Below are 24,294 nucleotides of genomic sequence, written 5' to 3' on the forward strand. Positions count from 1 at the left end.
GCTCCACCAACGCCATCGAGAGCGTCAACGCCCGCATCCGCAAGGCCGTCCGGGCCCGCGGCCACTTCCCGAACGAGACCGCCGCCCTGAAGTGTACCCCTGCCAACCTCTGAACAATTCAACAACCAAGATCAGCCGTTTAGTTGACACTCCCATCACGAACGATGCGGCTCTGCTGAAGTGAGCGGTTCCACGAGTGTGGGCCTCGTGGGTGTGCCGAAGTTCATGCGCCAGCGAGGAACTTCGGGGATGTTTGGACCGCATCTCTTAATGTGAGCGATGAGGTGCAGAACGATCGGTTCCGGCATCTGCCGGAGCGGCCCGACCCGGCCACGTGGCGGTCCGGCGTAGACGAGGAACCGCTGCCGCAGGTCATCCTCGAGCCGGCGGAGGCGGAAGACATCGGCCTGCGCTGGGTGGCGCCCGAACTGGAAGCGGCACGGCAGATCAGCGACGCGATCGTACGGCGCCGCAATTCCCATGTCTGAACCGGACAAGATGTAGCTCGTTTCAACGACTGAAGCGATCAAGCCCCTGCTCGGTGATGGTCTCCTCCAGCCGGTTATGGGGCAGCGTCCCGGTCTGCGCATCGGTGAGGTGTCCGATGAGCCAGTTGAGTGCGTTCTTCGCCTTTGCAAAGACGTCAGCCTTCGCCTTTGCAAAGACGTCAGCGGATACCTCGGGTCCTCCTCCATACGACCGGCGACGCACGATCGCCCAATACGCACGGATCGGCTTCCCCAAGCCTCGACCCCGGCCTTACGAAATCCGCCTCTTGTGAAGATCCTTTACGCCCAGAGAAGCATTGAGCACTGGGCGATCCAGGCCCGCTTGAATCACCGCCTTGCAGAAACCAACCCGCTCTCGTACGCCGCGATGACCAACTGCGCTCTGTCACGAGCATCCAACTTCGCGAGCAAGCGGCCGATATGTGTCTTGACGGTGGCCAAGCTCAACTGCAAGTGATCAGCGATCTCCCCGTTGGACAGCCCACGAGCGATCAACAGCAGCACTTCCCTCTCGCGCTCCGTCACCCTGTCCAACCCCTGTGGCCGCTGCGCCACAGGGGTCTTCGTGAACTCCTCGATCAAGCGTCGCGTCACCGTTGGCGCCAGCAAAGCCTCACCGCTGGCAACCACACGAACAGCAGCGAGCAGGTCAGCAGGCGGCGTGTCCTTAAGGAGAAATCCGCTCGCACCCGCCCGAAGCGCGTCGTAGACATACGCATCCAGGTCGAACATCGTCACCACAAGAACCCGAGAGACATCCCCGATACGCCGAGTCGCCTCGATGCCATCCATGTGCGGCATGCGAACATCCATCAACACCACATCGGGTCGATGCTCTAAGACGACCGCCACTGCATCAGCACCGGTTGACGCCTCGCCCACCACTGTCATGTCAGGCTCGGAGTCGACCAGCATCGTGAAGCTCCCCCTGAGCAGAGCTTGATCGTCAGCAACGACCACCTTGATCACGACACCTCCTGATACGGCAGACGCGCGAAGACACGAAACCCTCGTCGAGGCAGACTCGCCGCCTCAAAAACTCCGCCGTACATCATGACCCGCTCCCGCATCCCGATCAGTCCGTGGCCGGAGCCGTCCCCGGGCGACACCCGTCTTGCTGGGCCCTCGTCAACCACCTCGATCCGCACCTCGCCTCCGTCCGTCACGACAGAGACCTGACAGCGAGTCGGTGAGGCATGCTTGACCACGTTCGTGAGCGCCTCCTGCACGATGCGATACACGGACAGCTCGACGCCATCGGGCAACCGTCTTGCCTGCGCCGGACCCCCTCCTCGTCGTCCCCCCACTTCATTCGCGGCGACGGCTCCTCCGAACAAGCCTTTATCCGGCACACGGTCACCGGTCCACGGCATGGCCTGTTCCCCATCAAGAGGCCCACCTACTTCGCCAGGCCCCGTTCTTGGCCGTCCCCGTGGCGTGCTTTCAGCCTGACCCCGCAGACCTGGACTTGCCTGGCCGGCCCCATCTCCACCGATCCGGAGATCAAGGTCGATCTCGACCCCAGCTTGCCTGGCCTGCTCCACCAAACCCTCCAGGCCCGCGATACCCGGAACGGGAACAAGATCTGGCAGTTGGGTCGAACGGAGCATGCCTAGAAGATGGCGCATCTCCACCAGAGCACTCCGGCTGGCGGTCTCGATCACACGCAAGGCGTCGTGTGCTTCTTCAGGCCTGTTCGCCAGCACATGATTGGCTACGCCTGCCTTGACCGCGATCAATCCCACGCTGTGAGTCACGACGTCGTGCAGTTCCCGCGCGATGCGTAACCGTTCCTGCGTCACTGCATGCTCAGCCATTCGCTCGGCCTCACGAGCGGCGTACAACCTGCGTTCCCGGACGGCCCGACCGATGGTCCAGGCTCCGCCGAGCGCCGCGATGCCGACCAGCGGTTGATCGATGTGCACCAGCCAAGCTGGCGTGCCCCCGCGCGGCGCGCCGCCTGCGACCACCAGCCCGAAGACACTAATCATGCTGACCACACCGATGGCCGAGGACGGCAGCACGGCCCCGAACCTGTCGGACATCGCCACGATATAGATCGCATAAGCCGGTGCGATGCAGGCGTACCCCACCACGTCAACTGCAAGTGCGAAGACAGCGAGCGTCAGGGTGAAACAGAAGACGGGCACAGGCCACAGCCTTCGCACCGCCAAAGGCAGGCCCAGCCCGCACGGGAGGGCTATCTTCAACCACGGCGGCATCCCAGGCGCGGTGACCGCTGCTGTGACGAACACGAACGCAAACCCCAGCCCCGCTGCCAGATCGAGCACGATCAGCTGACCGCGGCTCCAACGCCTGGCGAAGAAGGGATGGTTCTCGTTCACGCGTTGAACGGTAGCCTCTCGCCGAGCCGAGCACGTCAGCCCAGGGTCTGACCTTCAAGTTCGAACCGTGGTCTGATGCGCCGCCGGCCCGGCATGCCGCATCTTCTTCAGCGTGATCGAACTTCAGCACCTCACCAAGCGCTACGACGCCACGGTCGCCGTGGATGATCTGTCTTTCAAGGTCGAGCCGGGCCATGTGACGGGCTTCCTCGGCCCCAACGGCGCCGGCAAGTCCACCACGCTGCGCCTGATTCTCGGCCTGGACGCGCCGACCTCCGGCCAGGCCCTGGTCGACGGCCGACGATACGCCTCCTTGCGCAAGCCCATGTTCGAGGTGGGGGCACTGCTCGACGCGAGTGCGGTTCATGGCGGGCGCAGCGCCTTCAACCATCTGCTCTGCCTGGCCGCCACCAACGGCATCGGCGCCACACGCGTGGCTGAGGTGCTTGAGCTGGTCGGATTGGCGAGTGTGGCACGAAAGCGCGTGGCCGGCTTCTCCCTCGGCATGAAGCAGCGACTCGGCATCGCTGCTGCGCTGCTCGGCGATCCTGGTGTGCTGCTGTTCGACGAGCCCGTCAACGGCCTCGATCCCGACGGGGTGCGCTGGATCCGCGACCTGATGCGGTCACTGGCTGCCGAGGGCAGGACCGTTCTGCTCTCCAGTCACCTGATGAGCGAGATGGCCTTGACCGCTGAACGCATCGTGATCCTGGGCCGGGGGCGGTTGGTCGCGCACTCCACGGTCAACGAACTGACCGCACGCTATCCCTCGTTGGAGGACGCCTACATGGCTCTGACGGCGAGCAGCGTCCAGTTCGGAGCAGCGAGATGAGGGCGGCCATGCTGGCCGAATGGCTGAAGCTCCGGTCAGTGACGTCCACCTGGCACGCGATGAGCGCGGCGGCTCTCATGGCGGTGCTCGGCGTGGTCTGGACGCTCTACGTCAGCGACCTCGCCGAAGATCGAGGGACGCTGCAGGCAGCCGCGCCGGAACAAGGATTCCTGCCCCTCCTTCAGATGAGCCTCACCGTGCTCGGCGTGCTGGCGGTCACATCCGAATATGCGACAGGGATGATTCGCGCCAGTCTTACCGTCGTCCCGCGGCGCAGCACCTTATTTCTGGCCAAGGCCGTCGTCGTCGGCCTGGCCACGTTGACAGCGGCTCACGTCATCCTTCTGGTCACCTATTCGGCGAGCCGTCTGATCGCCCACGACCACCGGCTGGGCTTCAACGAGACTTCGCTGGCCGACGACGTGCCGATGCTGCTGGCTGCGGCGATCTCGGTGACTGCGCTGGCTCTGGTGGGGCTCGGCCTGGGCATGGCCACGCGGTCGACGGCTGGCGCGCTCATCTCGGTCGTGGCCTTGCTGTTCGTCCTGCCCGGTGTCGTCGTTTACCTACCTGCGCCGTGGAACACGCGTGCCGCATCACTGCTGCTGCCGAACCTGGTTCCCCAACTGGTCGGCGATCGCCTGTCGTCCCGACTTGGAGACGGCCTTCTTCCGCCTTGGGCCGCGCTGCTGGTCCTCCTGGCTTACCCGGTAATCACGCTCGTTGCCGGTTTCATCTCACTCAAGCGGAGGGACGTATGAGTGTTCTGGCCTCGGAGTGGCTGAAGGTCCGTTCGGTCCGCTCTTCCTATCTCATCGTCGGCGTCAGTCTCGGCACGATCCTTCTGGGCCTTGCCTTGGCCTCCATGGCAGCCGGCATGTACGACGACGCCCCCGTGGAGCAGCGTCCGACTGCCCGGATAGCGGATCTGGAGGAGGTTCTGGTGATCGTCCCGCAGCTTTGCGTGGGCATCCTGGGCACATTGGCCGTCACATCTGAATACGCCACCGGCTTGATCAGGACGAGTCTGACGGTCGTCCCTCGTAGATGGCCGCTTCTCGCTGCGAAGGCCGCCGTGGTCGGCGTATTGAGCCTGCTCATTGGCCCGATGGCGGTGTTCGGGACGTATTTCGTCTCACGTTGGGTGCTTGGCGACCGATTCTCCGGCGCATATCTGACCTCGTTCGCGGACAAGCTTCCGTTCCTGCTCGTCACCAGTTCCACGGTGGTCGTATTCGCGCTGCTCGGCTTGGGATTGGGCGCGCTTCTGCGTTCCGCCACCGGTGCGATCGCCTTGTTGGTGGGTCTGGTCTACGTCATTCCGATGATCGTGGGCAACATCCCAGAACCCTGGAGTGAGCGGCTGGGCTCGATCATGATCGGTGCACTTCCCCGCGAGATCACCGGCGACATCATCACCACGTCGGTGTACGGGGCACTTCTGTCTCCGCCTGCGGCCGCCACCGTGCTGGTGTTGTACGCGGTTCTTCCCCTGCTGGCCGCCATCTGGCTCATACGCAGGAGGGACGCTTGAAATGCCCACCCCATGGACCTTGTTGCGATGCACCATCTGCCGTCTCGTTCCACAACTGCGGGTACGGCAGGCTCAGGTGCCTGCCGTACCGCTCAGTGGCTCAGACTTCGAGCACGACGGGAATGATCATGGGTCGACGGCGGTAAGTGTCGCTGACCCAACGGCCGACCGTGCGGCGCACGACCCGGCGGATCTCCTGCATGTCGACCACGCCGTCCGCGGCCTTGTCCTGAAGAGCTCTTTCGATCTGCGGAATGAACTCCTCGAACTGCGCCGGATCAATGCCGGAGCCTCGTGCGTGGATCTCGGGGCCGGCGGTGAGCTTGCCGGTGGCGGAGTCGACCACGACCACGACCGAGATGAACCCCTCGTCGCCGAGAATCCTGCGGTCCTTCAGCGAGGTGTCGGTGATCTCGCCTACCGAGGTGCCGTCGACATAGACGTACCCGGCGTGAACCGCTCCCACGATCTTCGCTCTGCCGTCGACCAGGTCCACCACGACGCCGTCCTCGGCGATCACGATGTGGTCATCGGGAACACCGGTGAGCGCGGCGAGCTTGGCATGCGCCCTCAGGTGCCGCCATTCGCCGTGAACCGGCATGAAGTTCGAGGGGCGAGTCAGGTTGAGGACATAGAGCAGCTCGCCTGCGGCCGCGTGGCCGGAGACGTGCACCTTCGCGTTGCCCTTGTGCACGACACGAGCGCCCCACCTGGTGAGCCCATTGATCACCTTGTTGACCGCGGTCTCGTTCCCCGGCACCAGCGACGACGCCAGCAACACGGTGTCACCCTCGGCGATGCGGATCGGATGATCGCGATTGGCCATCCGCGACAGCGCCGCCATGGGCTCGCCCTGCGATCCGGTGCAGACGAGCACCACATCCTCCGGCGGCCACTGCTCGATGTCGCGCGAGTCGACGATCAACTCCGGCGGCACCTTGAGGTAGCCCAGATCACGAGCCACCCCCATGTTCCGCACCATCGACCGGCCCACCAGGGCCACCTTGCGGCCGTGCCTGGCCGCGGCATCCATCACCTGCTGGATGCGGTGCACGTGCGAGGCGAAGCTCGCCACGATCACGCGCTGCTCGGAGGTGCGAATCACCTCGTCGATGACCGGCCCGATCTCCCGCTCGCTGGTGACGAAGCCCGGCACCTCGGCGTTGGTGGAGTCCGACATCAGCAGGTCGACGCCCTCGGTGCCGAGCCTGGCGAAGCCGCCGAGGTCGGTGAGCCGGCCGTCGCTCGGCAACTGGTCCATGCGGAAGTCGCCGGTGTGCAGGACGATGCCGGCGGGCGTCCTGATCGCCACGGCCAGCGCGTCGGGGATCGAGTGGTTCACCGCGAGGAACTCGCAGTCGAAGGGCCCGAAGATGTGCCGTTCGCCCTCGACGACCTCGACCTTGGCCGGCTGGATCCGGTGTTCCGTCAGCTTGGCCTCGATCAGGGCCAAGGTGAGTCTGGATCCGATGAGCGGAATGTTGCGCCGCTCGCGCAGAAGGTAAGGCACCGCCCCGATGTGGTCCTCGTGGGCGTGGGTCAGCACGACGGCTTCGATGTCGTCGAGCCTGTCCCTGATGTATTCGAAGTCGGGCAGGATCAGATCGACGCCCGGCTGATCGGGCTCGGGGAACAGCACCCCGCAGTCGACGATCAGCAGCCGGCCGTCGTATTCGAAGACGGCCATGTTCCGGCCGATCTCCCCCAACCCGCCGAGCGCGACGATGCGCAGGCCACCGTAAGGCAGCTCCGGCGGGGGGCCAAGCTCAGGATGCGGATGGCTCATGCCCGGCCCCCATGGTCAAATCGTGTTCTCAAAACTCCCGGTTCCTCCCCGTTCCTATACGTCTGTCAACTTCACCCCGCCGGCCACCAGGCAAGCACGCAGCTCGGCGATTTGCTTCTCTGTCGCGGCCACGAGCGGCAGACGTACCGGTCCCACCGGCACACCCACCAAGCTCAGCGCCGCCTTGGCCATGATCGCGCCACCGGCCTTCAGCATGATCCCGTCTACTACAGGGGCCACCTGGCCGTGTACCTCCAGCGCTTGCTTCACGTCACCGCTCCTGTGCAACTCGATCATGCGAGCCAGTTCGGAGCCCACGACATGTCCGACGACGCTGACGAACCCCACGGCACCGAGGGACAGCCAGGCGAGGTTGAGCAGGTCGTCGCCGGAGTAGAAGACGAGATCGGTCGCCGTCATGACCTGGCTCGCGGCAAACAAGTCGCCCTTTGCGTCTTTCACTGCCACGATGCGGTCGTGCTGCGCCAGGCGGATCAAGGTCTCGGTCTTGATCGGCACGCCGCTGCGCCCAGGAATGTCATAGAGCATCACTGGGAGCTCGGTGGCGTCGGCCACGAGGGTGAAGTGCTGATAGAGCCCCTCCTGCGGGGGCTTGCTGTAGTAGGGCGTCACCACCAGCAGCCCGTGGGCACCCACCTCCGCCGCCTGCTTCGCGAGCTTGACGGTGTGGCGTGTGTCATTCGTCCCCACCCCCGCCACTACGGCGGCGCGGTCGCCAACGGCCTCCAGGACGGCGCTGACGATCCGTCGCTTCTCATCGTCCGAGGTGGTGGGCGACTCGCCTGTCGTCCCATTGACGATCAGGCCGTCGTTGCGCTGCTCGTCCACCAGGTAGGTGGCCAGGCGTCGTACGCCTTCGTAGTCGACGTCGCCGTCAGAGGTGAACGGCGTGACCATCGCGGTCAGCATGCGACCGAAGGGCGCTTCGGCGGTTCCAGTTGGCGATGCCATAGTGCGAACGCTACCTGGATTCGGAAAAACGTTGGACGTCGCCACCCCGCTTTGCCTGCCCGACGGAGCCATTTGCCCTCATTCGCAGGCATTTGGAGGAGCAAGGTGACAGGGATGACCGCATGGGGTAACCCGATCTACTTCGCTCGCGATCACCTCGCCAGCAGCCGAGACTCCATCATATCCGCCCACGCCCACCTTTCCCTGGGCGGGGCCGAAGAGGGAAGATCAGCCACCACCCGGCGCCCCCTACTGGGACAGTTCGATCTGGTACCTGATGAAACCTCTGTTCTCGGCCACCTTGTCATACAGGCGGCGCGCGGTGCTGTTGGATTCGTGGGTGTTCCAGTAGACACGGGAGCAGCCGCCATCCCGAGCCCAGTCCGCAACAGCCTCGATCAGTTTGCGTCCCACTCCCTTGCCTCGGACATCGGGAGCGGTGAACAGATCCTGGAGGTAGCAGACGTCGGCGTCAGGGGCCGAGGTGCTGGCATGGACCAGGAAGTGGGTGATGCCGACGAGCCGCCCGTCCAGTCTCGCACCGAAGGCGTGCATCCGAGTGTCTGCCTGGAACTCCTGCCAGGCCCGTCCATACATCTCGTCGGGTTCGACTCTCTGGTAAAAGTCGATGTACGCCCGGAACAAGCTCTCCCACGCATCCCGGTCGGACGGCATGAGCTTGCCAATGCTGATCACGTGGTCTCCTTACAGGCACGGCCTCAGACAGCCGAGCCCAGGGGATGGACCGGGCCGACAACTAAGACGAAGGCGGAGCTCACAACCTAGGGAGAAGGTGGCTCTCTACGACACGGCCACTTCTTCGGGATACCAGAAGACCACTCTTCCTGAGCCGACCACAGCCGAGGGGTATGCGGCACGAAATCCCGCCGCTCTCACCAGCCATCAATCCAGAGAGGCACTCCGACGCTGCACCGCCGCACAACCCCTCGGCGAGAGCACTGAGCTGTGGGAGATCCCGCAGACTGACAACTCCTGCCGGCGCTAAGGCTCTACAGGCGCTTATGGCACTGGAGTGCTCCTGATGACGTTGCGCGTGTTGATGACCTTCTGGGCGTTGGTGGCCCTGCGGGTGCCAGGGGCCTTGCGGGTGCCAGGGGCCTTGCGGGTGCCAGGGGCCTTGCGGGTGCCAGGGGCCTTGCGGGTGCCAGGGGCCTTGCGGGTGCCGGCGGCCTTGCGGGTGCCGGCGGCCGGTGCTGACGGCCGTGCGGGTACCGATGACCCTACGGGGGTGAGCGCTGTCCTCGGCTGCTCTCGGCCACTGAGCACCACAGCTGGGACTCCTGCCGGGGCCGATCACGTGCGCCCGTTCAGCCCGTCACTCTCCGCGATTGCGGGCACGCGCGGCTGCGGCGGTCTCGTGGTCGCGGGCAGGGACAGGGCAACTGGGTGCTGTTTCCGTTCCCATCCGACAGGTTCTTCTCTCAGCGCTCGGCTGTTGCGCGTCCCCGCCGTCCATCCGGCAAGTTGGGTGGGGCATGCCATGAAAAGACAGGAAGCGGAGCTCGACGTACTGAATGAGCTGCGCAAGCGTGCCTCGACGGCTGCATCTGAGTGCGCGCACTGGAAGAGGCCGCCGATATGTGCTCGGGGGTACACACATCGACGACCTCTACCGGAAAATCGGTGTCCCTTACATCAGCGTTACAGGGTTTCTCCGATAATTTTGCGCCATCGCAAAGTTGGGGCTCCAGCAGTCATCGATGACGGTCGGTTACCTGTCGAATACGGCAACATGGGGCAACGCCTCACACGAACCCCCAGGGATGGACTAGTGGCCACCTCAGATCCGGTCTACCTGCGTGTCGTCGAAGACATCCGGCGGCAGATCCTCGACGGCACCCTCCCCCCAGGCGCGCCCATTCCCTCACGGGCGCAACTGACCCGTAAGTATCAGGTCGGTGAGACCGCTGCCCGTCACGCTCTACGCGTCCTTGCGGGCGAGGGTCTCATCATCGGCCGTGTTGGTTCAGGCCATTACGTCAGGGACCGTCCAAATTTGACCCCCTTGCATCGGTGGCGCTTCCTGGACCACCCCGCGCCGTTCGCGTCCGACCTGCAGTCCCAAGGCAGACGCGTGACGTGGGATTGGCACAGCGAACCGGCTGACGCCAGCCCCGACATCGCCAGACGTCTACGCATCGACGAACATTCCACGCTGACCAGAACGCACTACGTCTTTCGCGGCGACGGCAAGCCGATCCAACTTGTCACCGCCTACGAGCCGATGGCGTTCGTCGCCCACACTGAGGAGGAACGCCGTAGCTTGGTCGCGAGAATGTACGCGCATGGCATAAAGATCACCGAGGTCGTCGAGAGCATCCACACCCGGGTGCCCCAACCGGCCGAGAGCGATGCGCTCGATCTGGCGGCAGGGGTTCACGTTCTGCATGTCGAACGTACGCACTGGGCCGGCGAACGTCCTGTCGAAACGAGCGACATCGTCATCCCGGGCGATCGCTTCAGAGTGATGTACAGCATGCCCGTCTGACCGGTTCAGGGCTCCGGGTGGCGCCGCGCCTCGCCGCCTGGAGCCTCATGTACCCACACAAAGGCCCCCTGGGAAGCGACACCTTAAGGAACCGAAGGACCGCAGGCCGGATCGCTATCCGCCTAATAGCTGGCCGCAGGGCACGGTAAGACTCGCCCTGCCCCACCGCCCTCGTGGAGCCCCACATGGGGACTACGCGCCATGAGGCTCCGATGTTCCGGTACTCGGTCGCCTCACAACGAATCCTCTTCCGGCCGCAAATCACCTCCGGCTTTGGCGTGAGGATCGCATCAGACCACGTCAGAGCCCCGCTGCAACCTGAGCCGCGGATCATGAGTCTCGCCTGCTTGTGATCAGCATTGGTGACGGGCCTCCGCGCCACTGCACAGGCTCATTGTTCGTAGATCAAGTCCGGCCATCCGTCGTAGATGGCGGCTTGTGCCTGCGGGCGAGGAACGCCTCACTGCTTGCCCCGTCAGTGCTCGGTGTCCTGCGCAGCCGCCGGGCAGTGGGACGCGATCAGCCGCGCAGCCGCACGCGAATAACCTGGCGACGTCGGTGGTCATCCTCGCGATAATGGCCGACGTGGAGCAGATCGAGGTCGTCGTCGCGCATAACGAGCGCGCGACCCTGCGTGCCGGGGACGTGTTTCTGAAGATCGACGCCGACCAGACGCGCACTGACGTCGAGGTCGAAGCCATGGCCATGGCGCCGATCCCGACGCCGGAGGTTCTGTGGCGCAAACCGCCCGTGCTCGCGCTCGCCACTGCTCCAGGGACGGCACTCGGTCGCCTGGGCGAGCCGTCCGTCGCGTCGCCGGCGGCATGGGCCGCGGTGGGTGCCGCCGTGCGGATTCTCCACGACGCACCCCTGCCACCATGGCCTGGTCAGAGCTTGGACGCGGTCACATCGCGTCTCGACGCCGAATGCGAGTGGCTCGTCACGAATGGTGTCCTTTCGGCCGATCTGGTCACGCGCAATCGCGAGGTGGCCGCGGCTGCGCTCCGGCCATGGAAACCGGTGTTCACGCACGGCGATCTGCAGATCACGCACGTGTTCGTCGACGGCGACGAGGTCACCGGCGTGATCGACTGGTCCGAGGCTGGCCAGGGCGATGCGCTGTTCGACCTCGCCATCTTGACGCTCGGACATGAGGAGCGCCTGGGCGACCTGATCGCCGGCTACGGGGCCGACGTCGACCTCGACGTGATCCGCGGGTGGTGGTCCTCGCGAAGCTTGCTGGCGATCAGATGGCTGATCGAGCACGGCTTCGACCCGTTTGCGCCAGGCTGCGAGGTCGACGTGCTGAAAGCCCGGATGTGAGCAGGACGAGCTGACGGCCAGGAGCGCCGTTCCGCCGCGTCGAGTGAGGCGTATCCGCAAGGGCGTCGTCTTCCTGGCCGACGATGTGATGGCCTCGATGACGGCTAGCAGGCGGTCAACGACATCGGGCTGCCGAAGCACGACTCGAGGCGACGATACGCCTCGACTGCCGAAGGCGTGGGTCGCGAACATGCCCGCGATGAAGCCTCGGGGGTGGTTGGTATGGCTCGCGCTCGGCGGGATCTCCGAATCGACGCTAATGAGGCTCACTGCCCTGTATCGGAATCAGCGCGATAATCACCGCTTCGGCGAGCGAGCCTCCAACGAAGCCATCAACACGGCCCCTGGAACCATGGGCTTGAATGACAGAAATCCGGATATCAGACCTATTTCTTCTACATAGAATCTGATGTCCGAGCATTCTGTCACTTTTCCGGACGAACAAGAGCGGTCGAGAGCAAGCGGTAGATCGTAAGTGGCGCTGCCGGGCGCCCCGGGGCGAGCGCCTAGAGCACCCACCAGCGTCAATGGTCCCAACATCGACGCCGCCGCGTGTTCCAGCTGGCGACCATGCGGTGGCTGGGGAACAGCTCTCTTATCATGCCACGCAAGATCACTCGCTGGCTGGCTCGATCTGCGTCACGGCATTGCGAAGACGGTCATTCTTCGCATTCGTGGATCGCGGTTGCCATCAACGTAGCTCAAGCGCGATATATCCGCCCACTGCGTCCTTATCGGCCCTGGATATCAGAGCCTGAGATTGTCGGTCCTCGTTGATAGAACGGGTGCGGAGGTTGCGAATGCGAGTCAAAGATCTGTGCGAGCGCGATCGGCCGCGAGAAAGGCTCATGTCGAGCGGCGCGGCGGCGCTTGCCGACCGGGAGTTGCTGGCCGTTCTGCTCGGCTCCGGCTTCCGCGGGGCGAGCGCGCTGGAACTGGCCAGTCAAGTCATCGAACACTGCGGCGATCTCGATGCGCTCGGGCGCGCTGATCCGCACCGGCTGCTCAGACTGCGAGGCATAGGGCCGGCCAAGGCCGCGCGCGTGGCGGCGGCCTTTCATCTCGTACGACGTGCGGCGTCGGAACCTGCGCGGATGCGCATCGCCAGCACATCCGACCTGGCGAAGGTCTGCGCCCCCTTACTGCGTGGCCTCGGGCATGAACGCTTCGTCGTGGTGGTGTGCGATACGCGCGGTGGTGTGCTGAAACGTTCGGTGCTGACAGAGGGTGGCGCCGATCACACGACGGTGCCCGTGCGGGAGACGATCTCCCTTGTGCTCACCACCGGTGGCGCCATGTTCGGCGTCGCCCATAATCACCCTGGAGGCTCTCTCGATCCCAGCGAGGCCGATCTGGAAGTCACCGCCCGCCTCGCCGAGGCGGCCCGGACAGTGGGGCTACGTCTCCTCGACCATCTCATCATCACGGATGCGGCTTGGAGGCGGATCTCCATGTGAATCATTTCATCCAGGACCTCCGCGGACGTATTAACGCGGGGCGCCCAAAAGGCCCCTTCCTCCGGCAGTCGAACAGGAGAAACACATGAGGCGGCCATGAGAGCCTAATGGCACGAGTTGCGGCCGTAATGGACGTCGGCCGGCCAACACACTCATTCAGGCGTGGTCCCGCACAGCCGGGAGAGCACGGGACCACGTTCTCCTTTCTTGCGAATAGATTTCGTGGGGCGAGAGGTCGGCGGCAAAGAAGGGACCGCGGCCCCTGAGTCTGCTCGATGGCTGGCAGCACACGGAAGCCTGCACCTGCACCCGTCCGTCCGTCAGTCCGCCAAGGAAGCCTGACGGGTGGCGCCGGGAGAGATCGCATGTCCGAGGCTCGCTTGACTACTCAAAGGACATGGGCCGGATTGTCCATCATCTCTAAAATGGTGACCGTTCGGGTTACAGGTTACTGTTGAGCGCAAGACGGTAGTCATGAGGAAAAGTCGTTGATGGCCTACGTCCTCGTCACAGGTGCTCGAGAATTTTGGCCAATCCTTGCCGATCTGCTGCGCTGGCCATGACGGAGAAGGCACACTGGTTCCTGCGGCCATTGCGGGCCTCCTTCACCCCTTGAATCGTTGCTATTCGAAGGAGCTTGCGATGGCCGTCCTTATTGTCCTGGTGACGAGGGTGAGAGCAGAAAGCAGCCGAGGATAGGGATAAATGCGCCATACGGACCTGACGAATGCGGAGTGGGAACGGCTGGTGCCGTTGCTGCCTGACGGCGACGTTGGACGCCGGCGGCACGGAGACCAGCGAACGCTGATCAACGGGGTGCTGTACCAGGCGCGAACCGGGTCGCCTTGGCGCAGCCTCCCGGATCGGTTCGGATGCTGGATCACGGTCTACAAACGGCAGCGCCGCTGGGCGGCGGACGGAACCTGGGGGCGTCTGCTCAGGGATGTGCAGGCCGCGCAAGGCTTCGGCAGGCACGTGAACGGGGATGTTGTGGTGCACCCTGGCGCTGTGGTGACTTACGACATCGGGCCGTCGGCTGGGGCTGCTCGCGAGCCGGGGTCCGGATCGGTACAGCAGAGAGATCCGGTGTTGGCGAGCTTGGAACTCCGGCTGACCGAGGTGATCAAGATGGGGAAACGTAAGGGTTGATGTGAGGGCGCTGGTGCCGGCAGGCGCCTGTTGGTTGTCTGGGAAGGGGCCTGCCGTCCCGACTTGATCGGCTGTGTGATCAAGGGGCGGCGGAAGACTCGGTGTGGTGCTTCGCCTATGGGATCCATCCAGCCCACGGGCAAGTATCAAGCGTCCGGCTGATCATCGCCTACCTCCGCTCGGAGGGTCACTGGTGGGGGTGAGCGAGCTTGTTCAGTTGCTGACAGGTCGCGCCAATGCGGACAAGGGGCGCGGCGAGTGCGGTGGCGGCCTGGGCGCCTCGGTCGTGGCTTTGGGCGCCGAGCGGCGCGGGGGGCCGCACTCGACGAGGCGGCGAAGACCTCGTGACGTCCTGGTCGACGGTCACTTTGTGTGCAAAATAGTGATCACGAATATTGTGTGTAGCAGTCCGGGCGAGACCCAGCTTCCGCTTTTTACCAACGGCTCGCCTGTACGTCGGGAGGTGGGCCAGACAGCAGGGTGTGATGCCCACGCATTTAGCCAATTCTGCGGTCCCTGTTTCGGGAGGCTGCTATCTCATATCCAACTATATGCCAGGCATGGCAGGACATGACGGTGCTACGTCCGCACTTCTGCGTGCTTCTACAGGCGGGCGAGCGAGGCTGAACGATGGCGTACCTTCGATCTGGCTGCTCATTTAAGCGCTCCGGCCCGACTGCGGCCCTTTGCCGCGGGCGGCGGCAGATTGATCCACCTTATCTAGGTGGTCTTATTTCCCCCGACAAGGCGGGCGGATGGGGATGTTCACTGGAAAAGCGTCGGTGGGCGGAGGAAGAAAACCACTCCGGGGCGCTTGTCGGGGATCGCTTCAGGCAGGGACGTCTTGCCAATATGTGCTCGCAGCAAGTGGGGGCCGGCCGCTGTGGGAGGGCTCCCTTGTCGACCGCTGGTAGGGGGTAGGGGTACTTGAACGTTGAGGTGGAGATCCTCGATCTGCAACTCCGTCTGCAGGCGCTGGAGGCTCGCTCGTGCACGGGTGGGCGGGATGCGGTGTTGGCAGGGCTGGCTACGGCGAGGGCGGAGATCGTCGAGGTTCGCTCAGGGGTCGGTCGTGACTTTGAGATCCTCAACTTCGAGATCGCGCGCCTTCGCGAACGGTTCGACGAGAGCTGCAAGGCCAGCCTGGCGGAGACGTTGACGATGCTTGAGAGGCTACGGTTCCAGCTCGATGATCTCGGGCTCAGACTGGATCGCCTGTTGGCGAAAGATAATGCCTGAGCGGCCTTGAGCCCCCCGGTCTGAGTCGGAGGCTCTTTGTTGGGGTCGCTCGGCTGCTCCAACATTTGATGGCGATGATGCTGGAGGTCATCTTCAGAGCTCGTTTGGACCGGATCGGCCAGGAGAGGCGTCGGGAAATGGTGACGGCCATCCCGTGCTCCTTCTAGGGCCTTGTCCGAGAACGAAGGAGCCAACGTGATGGCCGCGAGGAACAGTGTGCCGTCTTCGAGATGGCGTGCAAAGCCGTTTCGAAACTGTGGCTCCTACTTCTCTCTTCTCGGCCTAGCTTCGGACGGAATGCCAACGCGTCCCTATTAGTCAGGAAAATCGGGCTTGAGTGACAGCTTGTTGGCGAATTGCAGTACAGCGACCGGGCCGTTGAACGTTGCCCAGGATGGCGCATGAACATCTTCAGGGGGCAAAGGGTCTCGGCAAGCCCTGGTGTGCAACTGCAGGCTTGTAGAGGTGCCGCCATCGTGGTTGGCCGGCGCTGCCGGCCAACCAGACAACCGCACGTAAGTAGACATTGTTCGTGTCGCGAGACGAATAGGTCCGCGGGGGCCTACGCAGGGCCGCAGAGCCGCGCTTGAGCGGCACAGGGAGCCTTGGGGGTGCGTTCGAGCGGGAGGGCTGGTTTTGTCAGGCTCTCCCGATAGGTTGCCTCAGGTAGCGAACAACGCGGGGTTCGTGCTGCTGCAGGTAGCGACTCAGGGGCGGGGGCTTCTCTACGCCTAGAGGATGAGCCGAAGGTGAGTGCTGGTCTGGCGCGTGCCCGGGCTATCGGGCGTTGCCGGTCAGCAGACAGTCCCAGAGCAGCTGGGTTCTGAGGGCGGAGCCCCGGAAGGTCTCCTCCAGGATCGGGATGCTGCCATTCTTGCGGGCTCGGCGGATGAAGCGCTGCCCTCCGATCTGGCAGAGCTCGTAGATCATGGGCTCGCAGTGGCAGGTGTATGCCCGGACCCGTACGCGTTCGTAGGGGGAGCGGGTGGGATACCAGCGGATGGCTGTGCGGCCTGGGCGGGGTTCTGGGAGGTGGATGCCCATGCAGGGTTCGTAGTCCAGGGAGAGTACGGCCATGACCGGAGAATACGTCTGGTTGTATCCGATCGTCTATTCAGAAAGATGACTCTGTCTGAGTAGGCAGGAGGATATGGGAGGGCTCGTACACCTTCGTCTATGTTGCCGGTGTGCTGGACTACGACGGCGACACCCACATCTACGTACAGATCGCGGAGATCCTTCGACGGCGGGTCGAGGGGCTCGTGTCTGGGCATCCCGTGCCGAGCGAGGCCGACATTCAGCACGAGTTCGGGGTCGCCCGGACGACGGCCCGCCGGGCCATCCACGTGTTGCGCGAGGAAGGGCTCATCTACACGGTCCAGGGCGAGGGAACGTTCGTCGGCGCGCCTGATGAAGCACCGCGTAAGCAGCGGAAAGTGCCGCTCTATCGGCAGATCGCTTCCGATATGGCCAAGCAGATCAGGGCGGGGCATTTCCAGCCCAAGCGGGCGATCCCGGGTGAGACAGCGTTGGTGCAGCAGTACGACGTGGCGCGGGAGACGGTGCGGCGGGCCATGGCGTTGTTGCGAGAGCAAGGGTGGATCTACACCGTGCCGCAGCGTGGGAGTTACGTGTCGCCGGAAGAGTCGTGGCCCCAGGATTGAGATTCACTCATCTGCTTGTATCCAGACGTCTAAGGTATGAGCATGCTCGACCGAGACGGCCCTGTGCCGATCTATGTGCAGATTGCCGAGATGATCGAGGGTCAGATTCTGAGAGGTGAGCTGCTGGCCGGCGAGGCGGTGATGAGCGAGCTGGCCATGGAGGCCGAGTTCGACGTGGCGCGGTCAACCGTCCGGAACGTGGTGCGGGAGCTGCGTCGGCGGCAGCTCGTGCACACAGTGGCAGGGAAGGGGACGTTCGTCGGAGGCGCCATGGATGGGGTGTGAGACGACGGCACAGGGAACGACGGCACAGGGAACGACGGAGGGGGAAGTACGCGGGAGTTGGGCGGGGCGGTTCGCTGAGGGCGCCGGTGCGGGGTGACGGCGGCGCGAGTTGTATCGCCTTTGCAGCAGGGCTTGAGTCCGAGGGCCTGCGAATGCGTGCCTGGCGGGAGGCGGATGCTTGGCCGGGAGTGGATGCTCGGTCCCAGGGGCGGATGCTTGGCCGAGGGGCGTGGTCGGGGTCTGAATATAGGTGGTTGATGGGCGCGCTCCTCCCAAGCGTGGGTTGAGGGGCGGTGCGGTTGGAGGTGGTTGTTCAGGGGCTGGTTGTGTTTGGGGGCTTCGTGTTTTTGGGCGCGGGGGCTAGGCGGGGAGTAGGCGGTAGTGGAGGCAGACGATTGTGGAGGTGTCGTTCACCTCGTGGCCCAAGGATGACCAGTAGCGCTGGTGGACGTCCCGCCAGTGCTGGATCGAGGTGAATCCTTCGCCTTCCGCCTCGGCGAACTCCCACGGCACTTCGGCGAACGGCACCAGCGCCACTGAGGTGATCTCGATCGTGGCGGCCTTCTCGCCGGCGTCGTTCACGAGGATCAGGTGTTCGCCGACGTGTTCGACCTCTTCGCCCTCCGCCCCGTAGTCGAGGGGCAGGAGACCGGCGGTGGCGGTCTTCGCGCCTGAGAGGGTGAGGTCGGTCAGCAGGGTGCGCACCTTGCCGGGCGTGCCGAGGGCGAGGACTCTGCGTCCGTCGATGCGGGGCCACATACGCGCATTCTAGAAGACGGGGATGATCTCCTCCGGGTCGATGACGTTCACCTCGACGCCTTCCAGGTCCAGTTCGGGAATGGCGGGGAAGGCGATGCCCCATCGTTCGACGATCGCGCGGACCTTCGCCATGGCCACGCGCCAGTTCTCCTTCTGTTCCTCGTACGACAGCACGCCCAGTCCCGCTTCCCTGGCGTGGTCCATCAGGACGCGGTGGTTGTCGAGGAAGTAGGGCGGGAGTTCCCAGAAACCTTCCGGAGGCTCCCAGAGAATCATGGAGAGGAACACGAAACCGGCCCGCAGCTGGCGGGTGATGAGGCTGCGGGTCTCGTCGGTGAGGCCCGGCCATTCGTTCTCCAGAATTGTCATGCAGATTTGCAGATGACGGGACTCGTCGAGGCCGATGCGCTGGAACATCTCGCCGAAGACCGGATGCCGGGTGCCCGTGGCCATGCCTCTGAACAGCGTGGAGGCGGCCATCTCGCCCATCATGAAACTCGTGAACAGGACCGGTAGCGAGTATCTTCCGACGGCGCTGGTGTAGCCGTTCCAGTAGCGGCCGCCGTTGTGATAGAGCCAGCCGATGTTGTTGTGGGCGGCCTTTTCGAGATCGTCTTCGGGGGTCCAGTTCAGGGGGCCGCCGGGCCACAGCCGGGCTATGGTGCGCTGGCAGCACTCCTCATGGTTCATCTCGTCGCGGGTGATGGAGAAGAAGCACTTCCGGACCGGGTCTTCCTCGTGTTTCTCGAAAGCCTGGATGGTTGCGCGGGCGAACACGGCCGGGCCCGAGGCGTCGAAATTGGCGAGGACGGCGAACCAGTACATGATGCCCAGGCGCTGTTCGCGGGTGAAGTCGTCCGGGTCGAGGCCGTCCCATGGGAGGTCGGCCGGGTTCCAGAGTTTGCGCTTGGACTTCTCGTAGATGGCCGCGAGTTTCTCGGTCTCCACGCGCCATTCCATCGGATAGATGTTGGGCTGCGGGATCTCCGGCGCGGGCCAGAAGCCGCCTTCCGGGATCGTGAGGTCCGCCATGGTTGTGACACCTCCCCTGCCATCCTGCGTGGCGGCGTCACGCCATGCAAGCTTCGCCGCGGCCCGGTGCGCACGTCGTCGTGCCAGGCCTTTCCCTACGAGCGGGTGCGCTGCGTGACCGCGACGCAGGCCAGGACGGCGAGTGCGGCGGCCACGGTGGCCGGGCCGAAACGTTCGCCCATCAGGACCCAGGCCCAGATGAGGGTCAGCAGCGGCTGCGCCAGCTGGGTCTGGCCGGCTCTGGCGATGCCGCCTCTGGCCAGGCCGGCGTACCAGGGGATGAAGCCGAGGAACATCGAGATCAGCGCCACGTAGGCGAAGCCGGCCAGGGCGGGGGCGGTCGGCGTGATGGGGGTGGTGAGGGCCAGGACCGCGGTGATCACGGCGGTCAGCGGGAGGGAGAGGACGAGGGCATGGCTGATCACCTGCCAGCCGGGGGTCGTCCTGGTCAGGCGGCCGCCTTCGGTGTAGCCGAGCGCGGCTGACAGGAGGGCGCCGACCAGGAGCAGGTCCGGCCAGGCGGCGCCGGCCTGGCCTCGGGTGAGGGTGAAGGCGATGATCGCGGCGGCGCCGGCGGCGCAGGCGGCCCAGAACAGGGGGCGGGGGCGTTCGCCGGCCCGTACGACGGCGCAGGCGGCGGTGGCGGCGGGGAGCAGGGCGATGACCACGGCGGCATGGGAGGTGCTGGCGCCCAGGTCGAGGGCGAGGCTGCTGAACACCGGGAACCCGAAGACCACGCCCAGGGAGATCACGGCGTAGGAGGGCCAGTGGCGGCGTGGCGGGAGGAGGGGCAGGCGGGCGGCCTTGAGGCAGACCAGGGCGATGAGGCCGGCGACGGCGGCGCGGCCGATGGCGACCAGCCAGGGGTCGAAGCCGCGCATCGCGTAGACGGTGCCGGGGAAGCTGCCGGAAAAGGCCAGGACGCCCAGGAAGGCCAGCATCGTCCCTTGCCGGGCGCGGGCGGCTCCGCCGGCGCCCTTCAGGGCGTCGCGAAGGGTGGGGGCGCCGTTGGAGGTCCCGGCGCCGTTGGAGGTCCCGGCGCCGTTCGAGGTCGCAGCGCCGTTCGAGACCCTAGCGCCGTTCGAAGTGGCGGTGCCTTTGGAGATCTCGGTGCCGTTGGAGGTGGCGGTGCCGTTGGAGGTGGCGGGTCCCTTCAAGAGGGCCGGAGAGAAGGCGGGAGGGGCGGCGGGCTCCAGGGCAGGAGCTGGGGAGGGGGAGGGTGAGGTGCTGGTCCTGTCGGACGGACTGGAAGAGGTGGCCGGGTTCTGAGGGGCGACCGGCTGGTTGTGGGTGGCGGAAGAGCCGGGGGCGGGAGAGCCCGGGGCGGGAGGTGGGGTGGGGGTTGTCTTGGGGCGAGGGGTGGGTGGAGGTGCTACTGCGTTTTGGGCGGTAGCGCTATCCTTATCCTTCATGACCAACGATAGCAGTATCGCCCAGATTGCTGCGATACTGCGGGAAGAGGCCGCCCGTCTGGGGCCTGGTGCGCGGCTTCCGTCCAGCCGGGAGATCATGCGGCGGCACAACGTCAGCCCCGTGACGGTCTCGCGCGCCATCGGCCAGCTCGCCGCCGAAGGGCGGGTGGTGTCGCGTCCGGGAAGCGGCGCGTTCGTGGCGCCGCGGCAGGTGGTGCGCGGTCAGGACCCGCTGGACCTGTCCTGGCAGACGGTCGCCCTCGGCGACCGGGTGGTGGACGACGGGTCGGTGGCGGCGCTGCTCGCGCAGCCGCCCGAGGAGGTGGTGCCGTTGACCGGCGGCTACCTGAACCCGGGGTTGAGGCCGGACAGGCAGCTTGCGGCGGCCGCCGCGCGGGCGGTGCGCCGTCCGGACGTCTGGGCGACGCCGCCGTTGAACGGCCTGCACGAGCTGCGCGGCTGGTTCGCCCGCCAGGCCGGGGGCGACGTGACGGCGGCGGACGCGCTGATCGTCAGCGGCGGCCAGGCGGCGCTGACGCACGCGTTCAGGGCGCTGGCGGCCCCCGGGACGCCGGTGCTGGTCGAGACGCCCACCTATCCCGGAGCGCTGGCGGCGGCCAAGGCGGCCGGGCTGCGGGCGACGGCCGTGCCGATGGACCGCGACGGCGTACGGCCGGACCTGCTCGCCGAGGCGTTCGCCGTCACCGGCGCGCGGGTGTTCTTCTGCCAGCCCACCCTGCACAACCCCACCGGCGCGACGTTGCCCCTGGAGCGGCGCGCGCAGGTGCTGGAGGTGGCCAGGGCGGCGGGGGCGTTCGTGATCGAGGACGACTACGCCCGCTACCTGTCCCCCGCCGCTCCCCCGTCGCTGGCCTCCATGGACGCGCACGGCACGGTCGTCAACGTGGGCTCGCTGACCAAGATCCTGTCCCCCAGCCTGCGGGTGGCCGCGGTCGTGGCCCGTGGGCCGGCCGCGCACCGGCTGCGGGCCAGCCAGCTCGTCGAGTCGTTCTTCGTGGCGCGGCCGTTGCAGGAGACGGCGCTGGAGTTCGTGGGCTCGGCGGCGTGGGGCAGGCATCTGAACACCGTGCACGCCGAGATCGCGACCAGGCGGGACGCGCTCGCCGCGGCGCTGGCGGCCCACGTTCCGGGGGCGGAGGTGCATCTGCTGCCGATCGGCGGTCTGCACCTGTGGCTGCGGCTGCCCGCGGAGGTGGACGAGAACACCCTGGTCGAGACGGCCCGGCGGTACGGGACGCTGGTGAGCCCAGGGCGGATGTACTACCCGTCGGAGCCGCCGGGCCCGCGGATCAGGGTGACGCACATGGCCGCCGCCAACCTGACGGTCCTGGCGGAGGGGGTGCGGAGGCTCGGGCGGGCGCTGGACGCACAGGTCCGGTGATGGGACGCCCGGTCCGGTGATGGGACGCCCGGTTCGGGCGACACGGGCGCGCCCGGCCGCGATCACCGCCCCACGGGCCGCCCCGCCTCAGTCGGTGGGCGGGGATCGACACGCGCGATCGACACGCGCGGAAGAGCGGACGCAGATGGGCGGACGGCTGGCGGCGGCGGGCGGGCGGAGACCGTTGGAGCGGGTCGTCGTACGGGTGGGGGAATGTGTCGGCGGGTGTTCAGCGATGTGTCCGGGAATCGTTCGCGCTCATGGTGTTCGATGCGGGTATGCGGTGACAACACCAAGACACGCGCATACCGGGCGTGGAAGCGGGGTTCGCGTCATCTCCAAGGCTCAAACACCGATACGGTGTAACTCGTGCCTTGTGGCACGAACGGCAGGCGAAGGAGCGGGCCGAGATGGCAGACGTAGGCGTCCGGGCGGCCCGGCGCGAGGATGTTCTCCAGGTTGCGAATACTCAGATCCGCGCCTGGCGCTACGGATATCGGGAGTTCCTCCCGGAAGGCCCACTCGAGCAGATGACGGGGCCGGCGGCCGAGAAGATGTGGCTGCGTCAGTGGGACGAGGCGATCGTCGCCCCGCCCGGCCCCTCGTGCCGGGTGCTGGTCGCGGTGGAGACCATCCTCGACACCGAGGGTTTCCCCGCGCTGGGTGCGGGCGGCAGCGCGGCGCTGACGACCCCGCGCGGCGGCGAGCGGGTGGTGGGGCTGGCCTCGCACGCCCCCGCCGAGGATCCCGACCTGGATCCCAGCAGGGTCGCCGAGATGCTGACGCTGCTGGTCGATCCCGACTTCGTCCGCCGCGGCCACGGCAGCCGCCTGCTCAACGCCACCGTCGACTACCTGCGCGAGGACGGCTTCCGCCAGATCGTCACCTGGGTGTTCGCCGACAACTACGCTGTGCTCGGTTTCCTGGAGTCGGCCGGCTGGGGCGAGGACATGGCCGAACGCGTCCTCGACATGGGCCGTCCGATCCGCATGGTCAGGCTCACCACGGATATCAGCTAGAGGTTCGACAGCATGGCAACCCCCGGTCAGTGGATCGCAGGCGCGCGCCCGCGCACGCTTCCCAACGCCGTAGTCCCCGTCATGGTCGGTACGGGCGTGGCGATCGGCGACGGCGGATTCGTCTGGTGGCGCGCGGTCCTGGCGCTGCTCGTGGCGCTGTCCCTGCAGATCGGCGTCAACTACGCCAACGACTACAGCGACGGCATTCGCGGCACCGACGACCAGCGCGTCGGGCCGATGCGGCTCGTCGGCTCGCGGGCGGCCACGCCCCGGCAGGTCCTGACGGCGGCGCTGGGCTGCTTCGCGGTCGCGGCGGTGCTCGGGCTGGTGCTGGTGGTCGTGACGCGGGCGTGGTGGATCCTGCTGGTGGGGGTCGCGTGCATCGCGGCGGCCTGGTTCTACACCGGCGGCAAGCGGCCCTACGGCTACCGCGGCCTGGGCGAGCTGGCGGTCTTCGTGTTCTTCGGCGTGGTCCCGGTGATGGGCACCGCGTACGTGCAGACCGAGCAGCTGAGCTGGACGGCGTTCCTGGCCTCGATCCCGGTGGGGTTGTTGTCCTGCTCGATGCTGGTGGTCAACAACCTGCGCGACGTCCAGACGGACGGCACGTCGGGCAAGCGCACGCTGGCGGTGGTGCTCGGCGCCGAGCGCACCCGGGCCTTGTACGTGTTGTGCCAGGTGGTGCCGTTCGTGGTGGCGCTGGCGATGATCGCGGTCACGCCGTGGGCGGCGCTGGCGGCGCTGGCCGCGCCGCTCGCGGTCACGCCGATCAGGACCGTGCTGGGCAAGGCCGTCGGGCCGGCGCTGATCGCGGTCCTGCAGCAGACGGGCAAACTGCAGATGGCGTACGGCCTGCTGTTCGCGGTCGGCCTGGCGATCACCCTGTAGCCAGTCACAGCGGTCGGCCTGGCGATCACCCTGTAGCCAGTCACAGCGGTCGGCCTGGCGATCACTCTCTAGCCAGGTACGGCGGTTGGCTTGGCGATCACTTTGTAGCCGGGGCACAACTGGCTCCCAGCACGCTCGTATGTCCCGATAACTCACCAGGTCACCCCCCTACGGTTCA

Annotated in this window: 25 protein-coding genes and 1 pseudogene; 16 read left to right on the forward strand and 10 right to left on the reverse strand. The window is 66.0% G+C overall.

Annotated features, from left to right (window positions below):
• A pseudogene (locus AB0C33_RS41320) lies at positions 1-95 on the forward strand (transposase); the annotation flags it as partial.
• 177 nt (positions 96-272) lie between these two features.
• Positions 273-488, forward strand: a complete 216-nt coding sequence (locus AB0C33_RS41325; protein ID WP_358298348.1) for a hypothetical protein — start codon at positions 273-275, stop codon at positions 486-488.
• A gap of 22 nt (positions 489-510) precedes the next feature.
• Here the strand turns inward: AB0C33_RS41325 and AB0C33_RS41330 are convergent, their stop codons facing one another.
• The 3 genes from AB0C33_RS41330 to AB0C33_RS41340 all read right to left on the reverse strand — a co-directional run bounded on the left by AB0C33_RS41330 (position 511) and on the right by AB0C33_RS41340 (position 2,854).
• The gene (locus tag AB0C33_RS41330) at positions 511-744 is read right to left on the reverse strand and encodes a hypothetical protein (protein WP_358298350.1); all 234 of its coding nucleotides are present in this window, start codon (positions 742-744) and stop codon (positions 511-513) included.
• 92 nt (positions 745-836) lie between these two features.
• The gene (locus tag AB0C33_RS41335; protein ID WP_358298352.1) at positions 837-1,478 is read right to left on the reverse strand and encodes a response regulator transcription factor; all 642 of its coding nucleotides are present in this window, start codon (positions 1,476-1,478) and stop codon (positions 837-839) included.
• Positions 1,475-2,854 carry a histidine kinase gene (locus AB0C33_RS41340; RefSeq protein WP_358298354.1) on the reverse strand — a complete coding sequence of 460 codons (1,380 nt, stop codon included), beginning with the start codon at positions 2,852-2,854 and terminating at the stop codon, positions 1,475-1,477. The genes AB0C33_RS41335 and AB0C33_RS41340 overlap by 4 nt, the downstream gene beginning before the upstream one ends.
• A gap of 112 nt (positions 2,855-2,966) precedes the next feature.
• On the opposite strand from AB0C33_RS41340, the gene AB0C33_RS41345 reads away from it, so the two are divergent.
• The 3 genes from AB0C33_RS41345 to AB0C33_RS41355 are packed head-to-tail and all read left to right on the forward strand — an operon-like array spanning position 2,967 to position 5,220.
• Complete coding sequence (locus AB0C33_RS41345) at positions 2,967-3,686, forward strand: ATP-binding cassette domain-containing protein (RefSeq protein WP_358298356.1); 720 nt, start codon at positions 2,967-2,969, stop codon at positions 3,684-3,686.
• Between the two features lie 8 nt (positions 3,687-3,694).
• On the forward strand, positions 3,695-4,447 hold the full coding sequence (locus tag AB0C33_RS41350; RefSeq protein WP_358298358.1) for an ABC transporter permease: 753 nt from the start codon (positions 3,695-3,697) through the stop codon (positions 4,445-4,447).
• Positions 4,444-5,220, forward strand: a complete 777-nt coding sequence (locus AB0C33_RS41355; RefSeq protein ID WP_358298360.1) for an ABC transporter permease subunit — start codon at positions 4,444-4,446, stop codon at positions 5,218-5,220. The genes AB0C33_RS41350 and AB0C33_RS41355 overlap by 4 nt, the downstream gene beginning before the upstream one ends.
• Positions 5,221-5,320: 100 nt before the next feature.
• Here the strand turns inward: AB0C33_RS41355 and AB0C33_RS41360 are convergent, their stop codons facing one another.
• The 3 genes from AB0C33_RS41360 to AB0C33_RS41370 form a co-directional block, all read right to left on the reverse strand.
• On the reverse strand, positions 5,321-7,006 hold the full coding sequence (locus AB0C33_RS41360) for a ribonuclease J (RefSeq protein ID WP_358298362.1): 1,686 nt from the start codon (positions 7,004-7,006) through the stop codon (positions 5,321-5,323).
• Positions 7,007-7,060: 54 nt separating this feature from the next.
• Positions 7,061-7,978: a 4-hydroxy-tetrahydrodipicolinate synthase gene (gene dapA / locus AB0C33_RS41365; protein ID WP_358298363.1), complete on the reverse strand. Its 918-nt coding sequence runs from the start codon at positions 7,976-7,978 to the stop codon at positions 7,061-7,063.
• Between the two features lie 249 nt (positions 7,979-8,227).
• Positions 8,228-8,674, reverse strand: a complete 447-nt coding sequence (locus tag AB0C33_RS41370; RefSeq protein WP_358298365.1) for a GNAT family N-acetyltransferase — start codon at positions 8,672-8,674, stop codon at positions 8,228-8,230.
• A 1,096-nt stretch (positions 8,675-9,770) separates the two neighbouring features.
• Here AB0C33_RS41370 and AB0C33_RS41375 point away from each other — a divergent pair.
• The 5 genes from AB0C33_RS41375 to AB0C33_RS41395 all read left to right on the forward strand — a co-directional run bounded on the left by AB0C33_RS41375 (position 9,771) and on the right by AB0C33_RS41395 (position 15,655).
• Complete coding sequence (locus AB0C33_RS41375) at positions 9,771-10,487, forward strand: GntR family transcriptional regulator (protein WP_352320788.1); 717 nt, start codon at positions 9,771-9,773, stop codon at positions 10,485-10,487.
• A 576-nt stretch (positions 10,488-11,063) separates the two neighbouring features.
• Entirely contained in the window at positions 11,064-11,810 is a 747-nt protein-coding gene (locus AB0C33_RS41380; RefSeq protein WP_358298367.1) for a phosphotransferase, read from the forward strand.
• An 800-nt stretch (positions 11,811-12,610) separates the two neighbouring features.
• Positions 12,611-13,267: a DNA repair protein RadC gene (radC, locus tag AB0C33_RS41385; RefSeq protein WP_358298369.1), complete on the forward strand. Its 657-nt coding sequence runs from the start codon at positions 12,611-12,613 to the stop codon at positions 13,265-13,267.
• A gap of 705 nt (positions 13,268-13,972) precedes the next feature.
• Positions 13,973-14,416, forward strand: a complete 444-nt coding sequence (locus AB0C33_RS41390) for a transposase (RefSeq protein WP_358298371.1) — start codon at positions 13,973-13,975, stop codon at positions 14,414-14,416.
• 927 nt (positions 14,417-15,343) lie between these two features.
• The gene (locus AB0C33_RS41395; protein ID WP_358298373.1) at positions 15,344-15,655 is read left to right on the forward strand and encodes a hypothetical protein; all 312 of its coding nucleotides are present in this window, start codon (positions 15,344-15,346) and stop codon (positions 15,653-15,655) included.
• Positions 15,656-16,432: 777 nt separating this feature from the next.
• Here AB0C33_RS41395 and AB0C33_RS41400 read toward each other — a convergent pair.
• Positions 16,433-16,732 (reverse strand): hypothetical protein, encoded by a 300-nt coding sequence (locus AB0C33_RS41400; RefSeq protein ID WP_358298375.1) that lies wholly within the window; start codon positions 16,730-16,732, stop codon positions 16,433-16,435.
• Positions 16,733-16,842: 110 nt separating this feature from the next.
• On the opposite strand from AB0C33_RS41400, the gene AB0C33_RS41405 reads away from it, so the two are divergent.
• Both AB0C33_RS41405 and AB0C33_RS41410 read left to right on the forward strand, forming a co-directional pair.
• The gene (locus AB0C33_RS41405) at positions 16,843-17,319 is read left to right on the forward strand and encodes a GntR family transcriptional regulator (protein ID WP_358298377.1); all 477 of its coding nucleotides are present in this window, start codon (positions 16,843-16,845) and stop codon (positions 17,317-17,319) included.
• A gap of 42 nt (positions 17,320-17,361) precedes the next feature.
• Positions 17,362-17,604: a GntR family transcriptional regulator gene (locus AB0C33_RS41410; protein ID WP_358298379.1), complete on the forward strand. Its 243-nt coding sequence runs from the start codon at positions 17,362-17,364 to the stop codon at positions 17,602-17,604.
• Between the two features lie 360 nt (positions 17,605-17,964).
• Here the strand turns inward: AB0C33_RS41410 and AB0C33_RS41415 are convergent, their stop codons facing one another.
• The 3 genes from AB0C33_RS41415 to AB0C33_RS41425 all read right to left on the reverse strand — a co-directional run bounded on the left by AB0C33_RS41415 (position 17,965) and on the right by AB0C33_RS41425 (position 20,552).
• Positions 17,965-18,363 carry an ASCH domain-containing protein gene (locus AB0C33_RS41415; protein WP_358298381.1) on the reverse strand — a complete coding sequence of 133 codons (399 nt, stop codon included), beginning with the start codon at positions 18,361-18,363 and terminating at the stop codon, positions 17,965-17,967.
• A 9-nt stretch (positions 18,364-18,372) separates the two neighbouring features.
• Positions 18,373-19,395, reverse strand: a complete 1,023-nt coding sequence (locus tag AB0C33_RS41420; RefSeq protein WP_358298383.1) for a hypothetical protein — start codon at positions 19,393-19,395, stop codon at positions 18,373-18,375.
• Between the two features lie 95 nt (positions 19,396-19,490).
• Positions 19,491-20,552 (reverse strand): EamA family transporter, encoded by a 1,062-nt coding sequence (locus AB0C33_RS41425; RefSeq protein ID WP_358298385.1) that lies wholly within the window; start codon positions 20,550-20,552, stop codon positions 19,491-19,493.
• A 253-nt stretch (positions 20,553-20,805) separates the two neighbouring features.
• Between AB0C33_RS41425 and AB0C33_RS41430 the strand changes: the two genes are divergently transcribed.
• From AB0C33_RS41430 to AB0C33_RS41445, 4 genes are all read left to right on the forward strand, one after another.
• Positions 20,806-22,209, forward strand: coding sequence for a PLP-dependent aminotransferase family protein (locus tag AB0C33_RS41430; protein ID WP_358298387.1), 1,404 nt, complete (start codon positions 20,806-20,808; stop codon positions 22,207-22,209).
• Between the two features lie 213 nt (positions 22,210-22,422).
• On the forward strand, positions 22,423-22,575 hold the full coding sequence (locus AB0C33_RS41435) for a CGNR zinc finger domain-containing protein (RefSeq protein ID WP_358298389.1): 153 nt from the start codon (positions 22,423-22,425) through the stop codon (positions 22,573-22,575).
• Positions 22,576-22,739: 164 nt separating this feature from the next.
• Positions 22,740-23,228: a GNAT family N-acetyltransferase gene (locus AB0C33_RS41440; RefSeq protein ID WP_358298391.1), complete on the forward strand. Its 489-nt coding sequence runs from the start codon at positions 22,740-22,742 to the stop codon at positions 23,226-23,228.
• 12 nt (positions 23,229-23,240) lie between these two features.
• The gene (locus AB0C33_RS41445; protein ID WP_352320764.1) at positions 23,241-24,116 is read left to right on the forward strand and encodes a 1,4-dihydroxy-2-naphthoate polyprenyltransferase; all 876 of its coding nucleotides are present in this window, start codon (positions 23,241-23,243) and stop codon (positions 24,114-24,116) included.
• The last annotated feature ends 178 nt before the right edge of the window (positions 24,117-24,294 follow it).

It is taken from the genome of Nonomuraea sp. NPDC048881, from assembly GCF_040649795.1.
Taxonomy (GTDB): domain Bacteria; phylum Actinomycetota; class Actinomycetes; order Streptosporangiales; family Streptosporangiaceae; genus Nonomuraea.

Bases quoted from the DNA above. Each gene is read 5' to 3' on its own strand.
- AB0C33_RS41435 (WP_358298389.1), top strand. From the start codon at position 22,423: ATGTGTCGGCGGGTGTTCAGCGATGTGTCCGGGAATCGTTCGCGCTCA.
- AB0C33_RS41360 (WP_358298362.1), bottom strand. From the start codon at position 7,006: ATGAGCCATCCGCATCCTGAGCTTGGCCCCCCGCCGGAGCTGCCTTAC.
- AB0C33_RS41400 (WP_358298375.1), bottom strand. From the start codon at position 16,732: ATGGCCGTACTCTCCCTGGACTACGAACCCTGCATGGGCATCCACCTC.
- AB0C33_RS41415 (WP_358298381.1), bottom strand. From the start codon at position 18,363: ATGTGGCCCCGCATCGACGGACGCAGAGTCCTCGCCCTCGGCACGCCC.
- AB0C33_RS41420 (WP_358298383.1), bottom strand. From the start codon at position 19,395: ATGGCGGACCTCACGATCCCGGAAGGCGGCTTCTGGCCCGCGCCGGAG.
- AB0C33_RS41440 (WP_358298391.1), top strand. From the start codon at position 22,740: ATGACGGGGCCGGCGGCCGAGAAGATGTGGCTGCGTCAGTGGGACGAG.
- AB0C33_RS41350 (WP_358298358.1), top strand. From the start codon at position 3,695: ATGCTGGCCGAATGGCTGAAGCTCCGGTCAGTGACGTCCACCTGGCAC.
- radC (WP_358298369.1), top strand. From the start codon at position 12,611: ATGCGAGTCAAAGATCTGTGCGAGCGCGATCGGCCGCGAGAAAGGCTC.
- AB0C33_RS41355 (WP_358298360.1), top strand. From the start codon at position 4,444: ATGAGTGTTCTGGCCTCGGAGTGGCTGAAGGTCCGTTCGGTCCGCTCT.
- AB0C33_RS41380 (WP_358298367.1), top strand. From the start codon at position 11,064: ATGGCCGACGTGGAGCAGATCGAGGTCGTCGTCGCGCATAACGAGCGC.
- AB0C33_RS41445 (WP_352320764.1), top strand. From the start codon at position 23,241: ATGGCAACCCCCGGTCAGTGGATCGCAGGCGCGCGCCCGCGCACGCTT.
- dapA (WP_358298363.1), bottom strand. From the start codon at position 7,978: ATGGCATCGCCAACTGGAACCGCCGAAGCGCCCTTCGGTCGCATGCTG.
- AB0C33_RS41390 (WP_358298371.1), top strand. From the start codon at position 13,973: ATGCGCCATACGGACCTGACGAATGCGGAGTGGGAACGGCTGGTGCCG.
- AB0C33_RS41410 (WP_358298379.1), top strand. From the start codon at position 17,362: ATGCTCGACCGAGACGGCCCTGTGCCGATCTATGTGCAGATTGCCGAG.
- AB0C33_RS41430 (WP_358298387.1), top strand. From the start codon at position 20,806: ATGACCAACGATAGCAGTATCGCCCAGATTGCTGCGATACTGCGGGAA.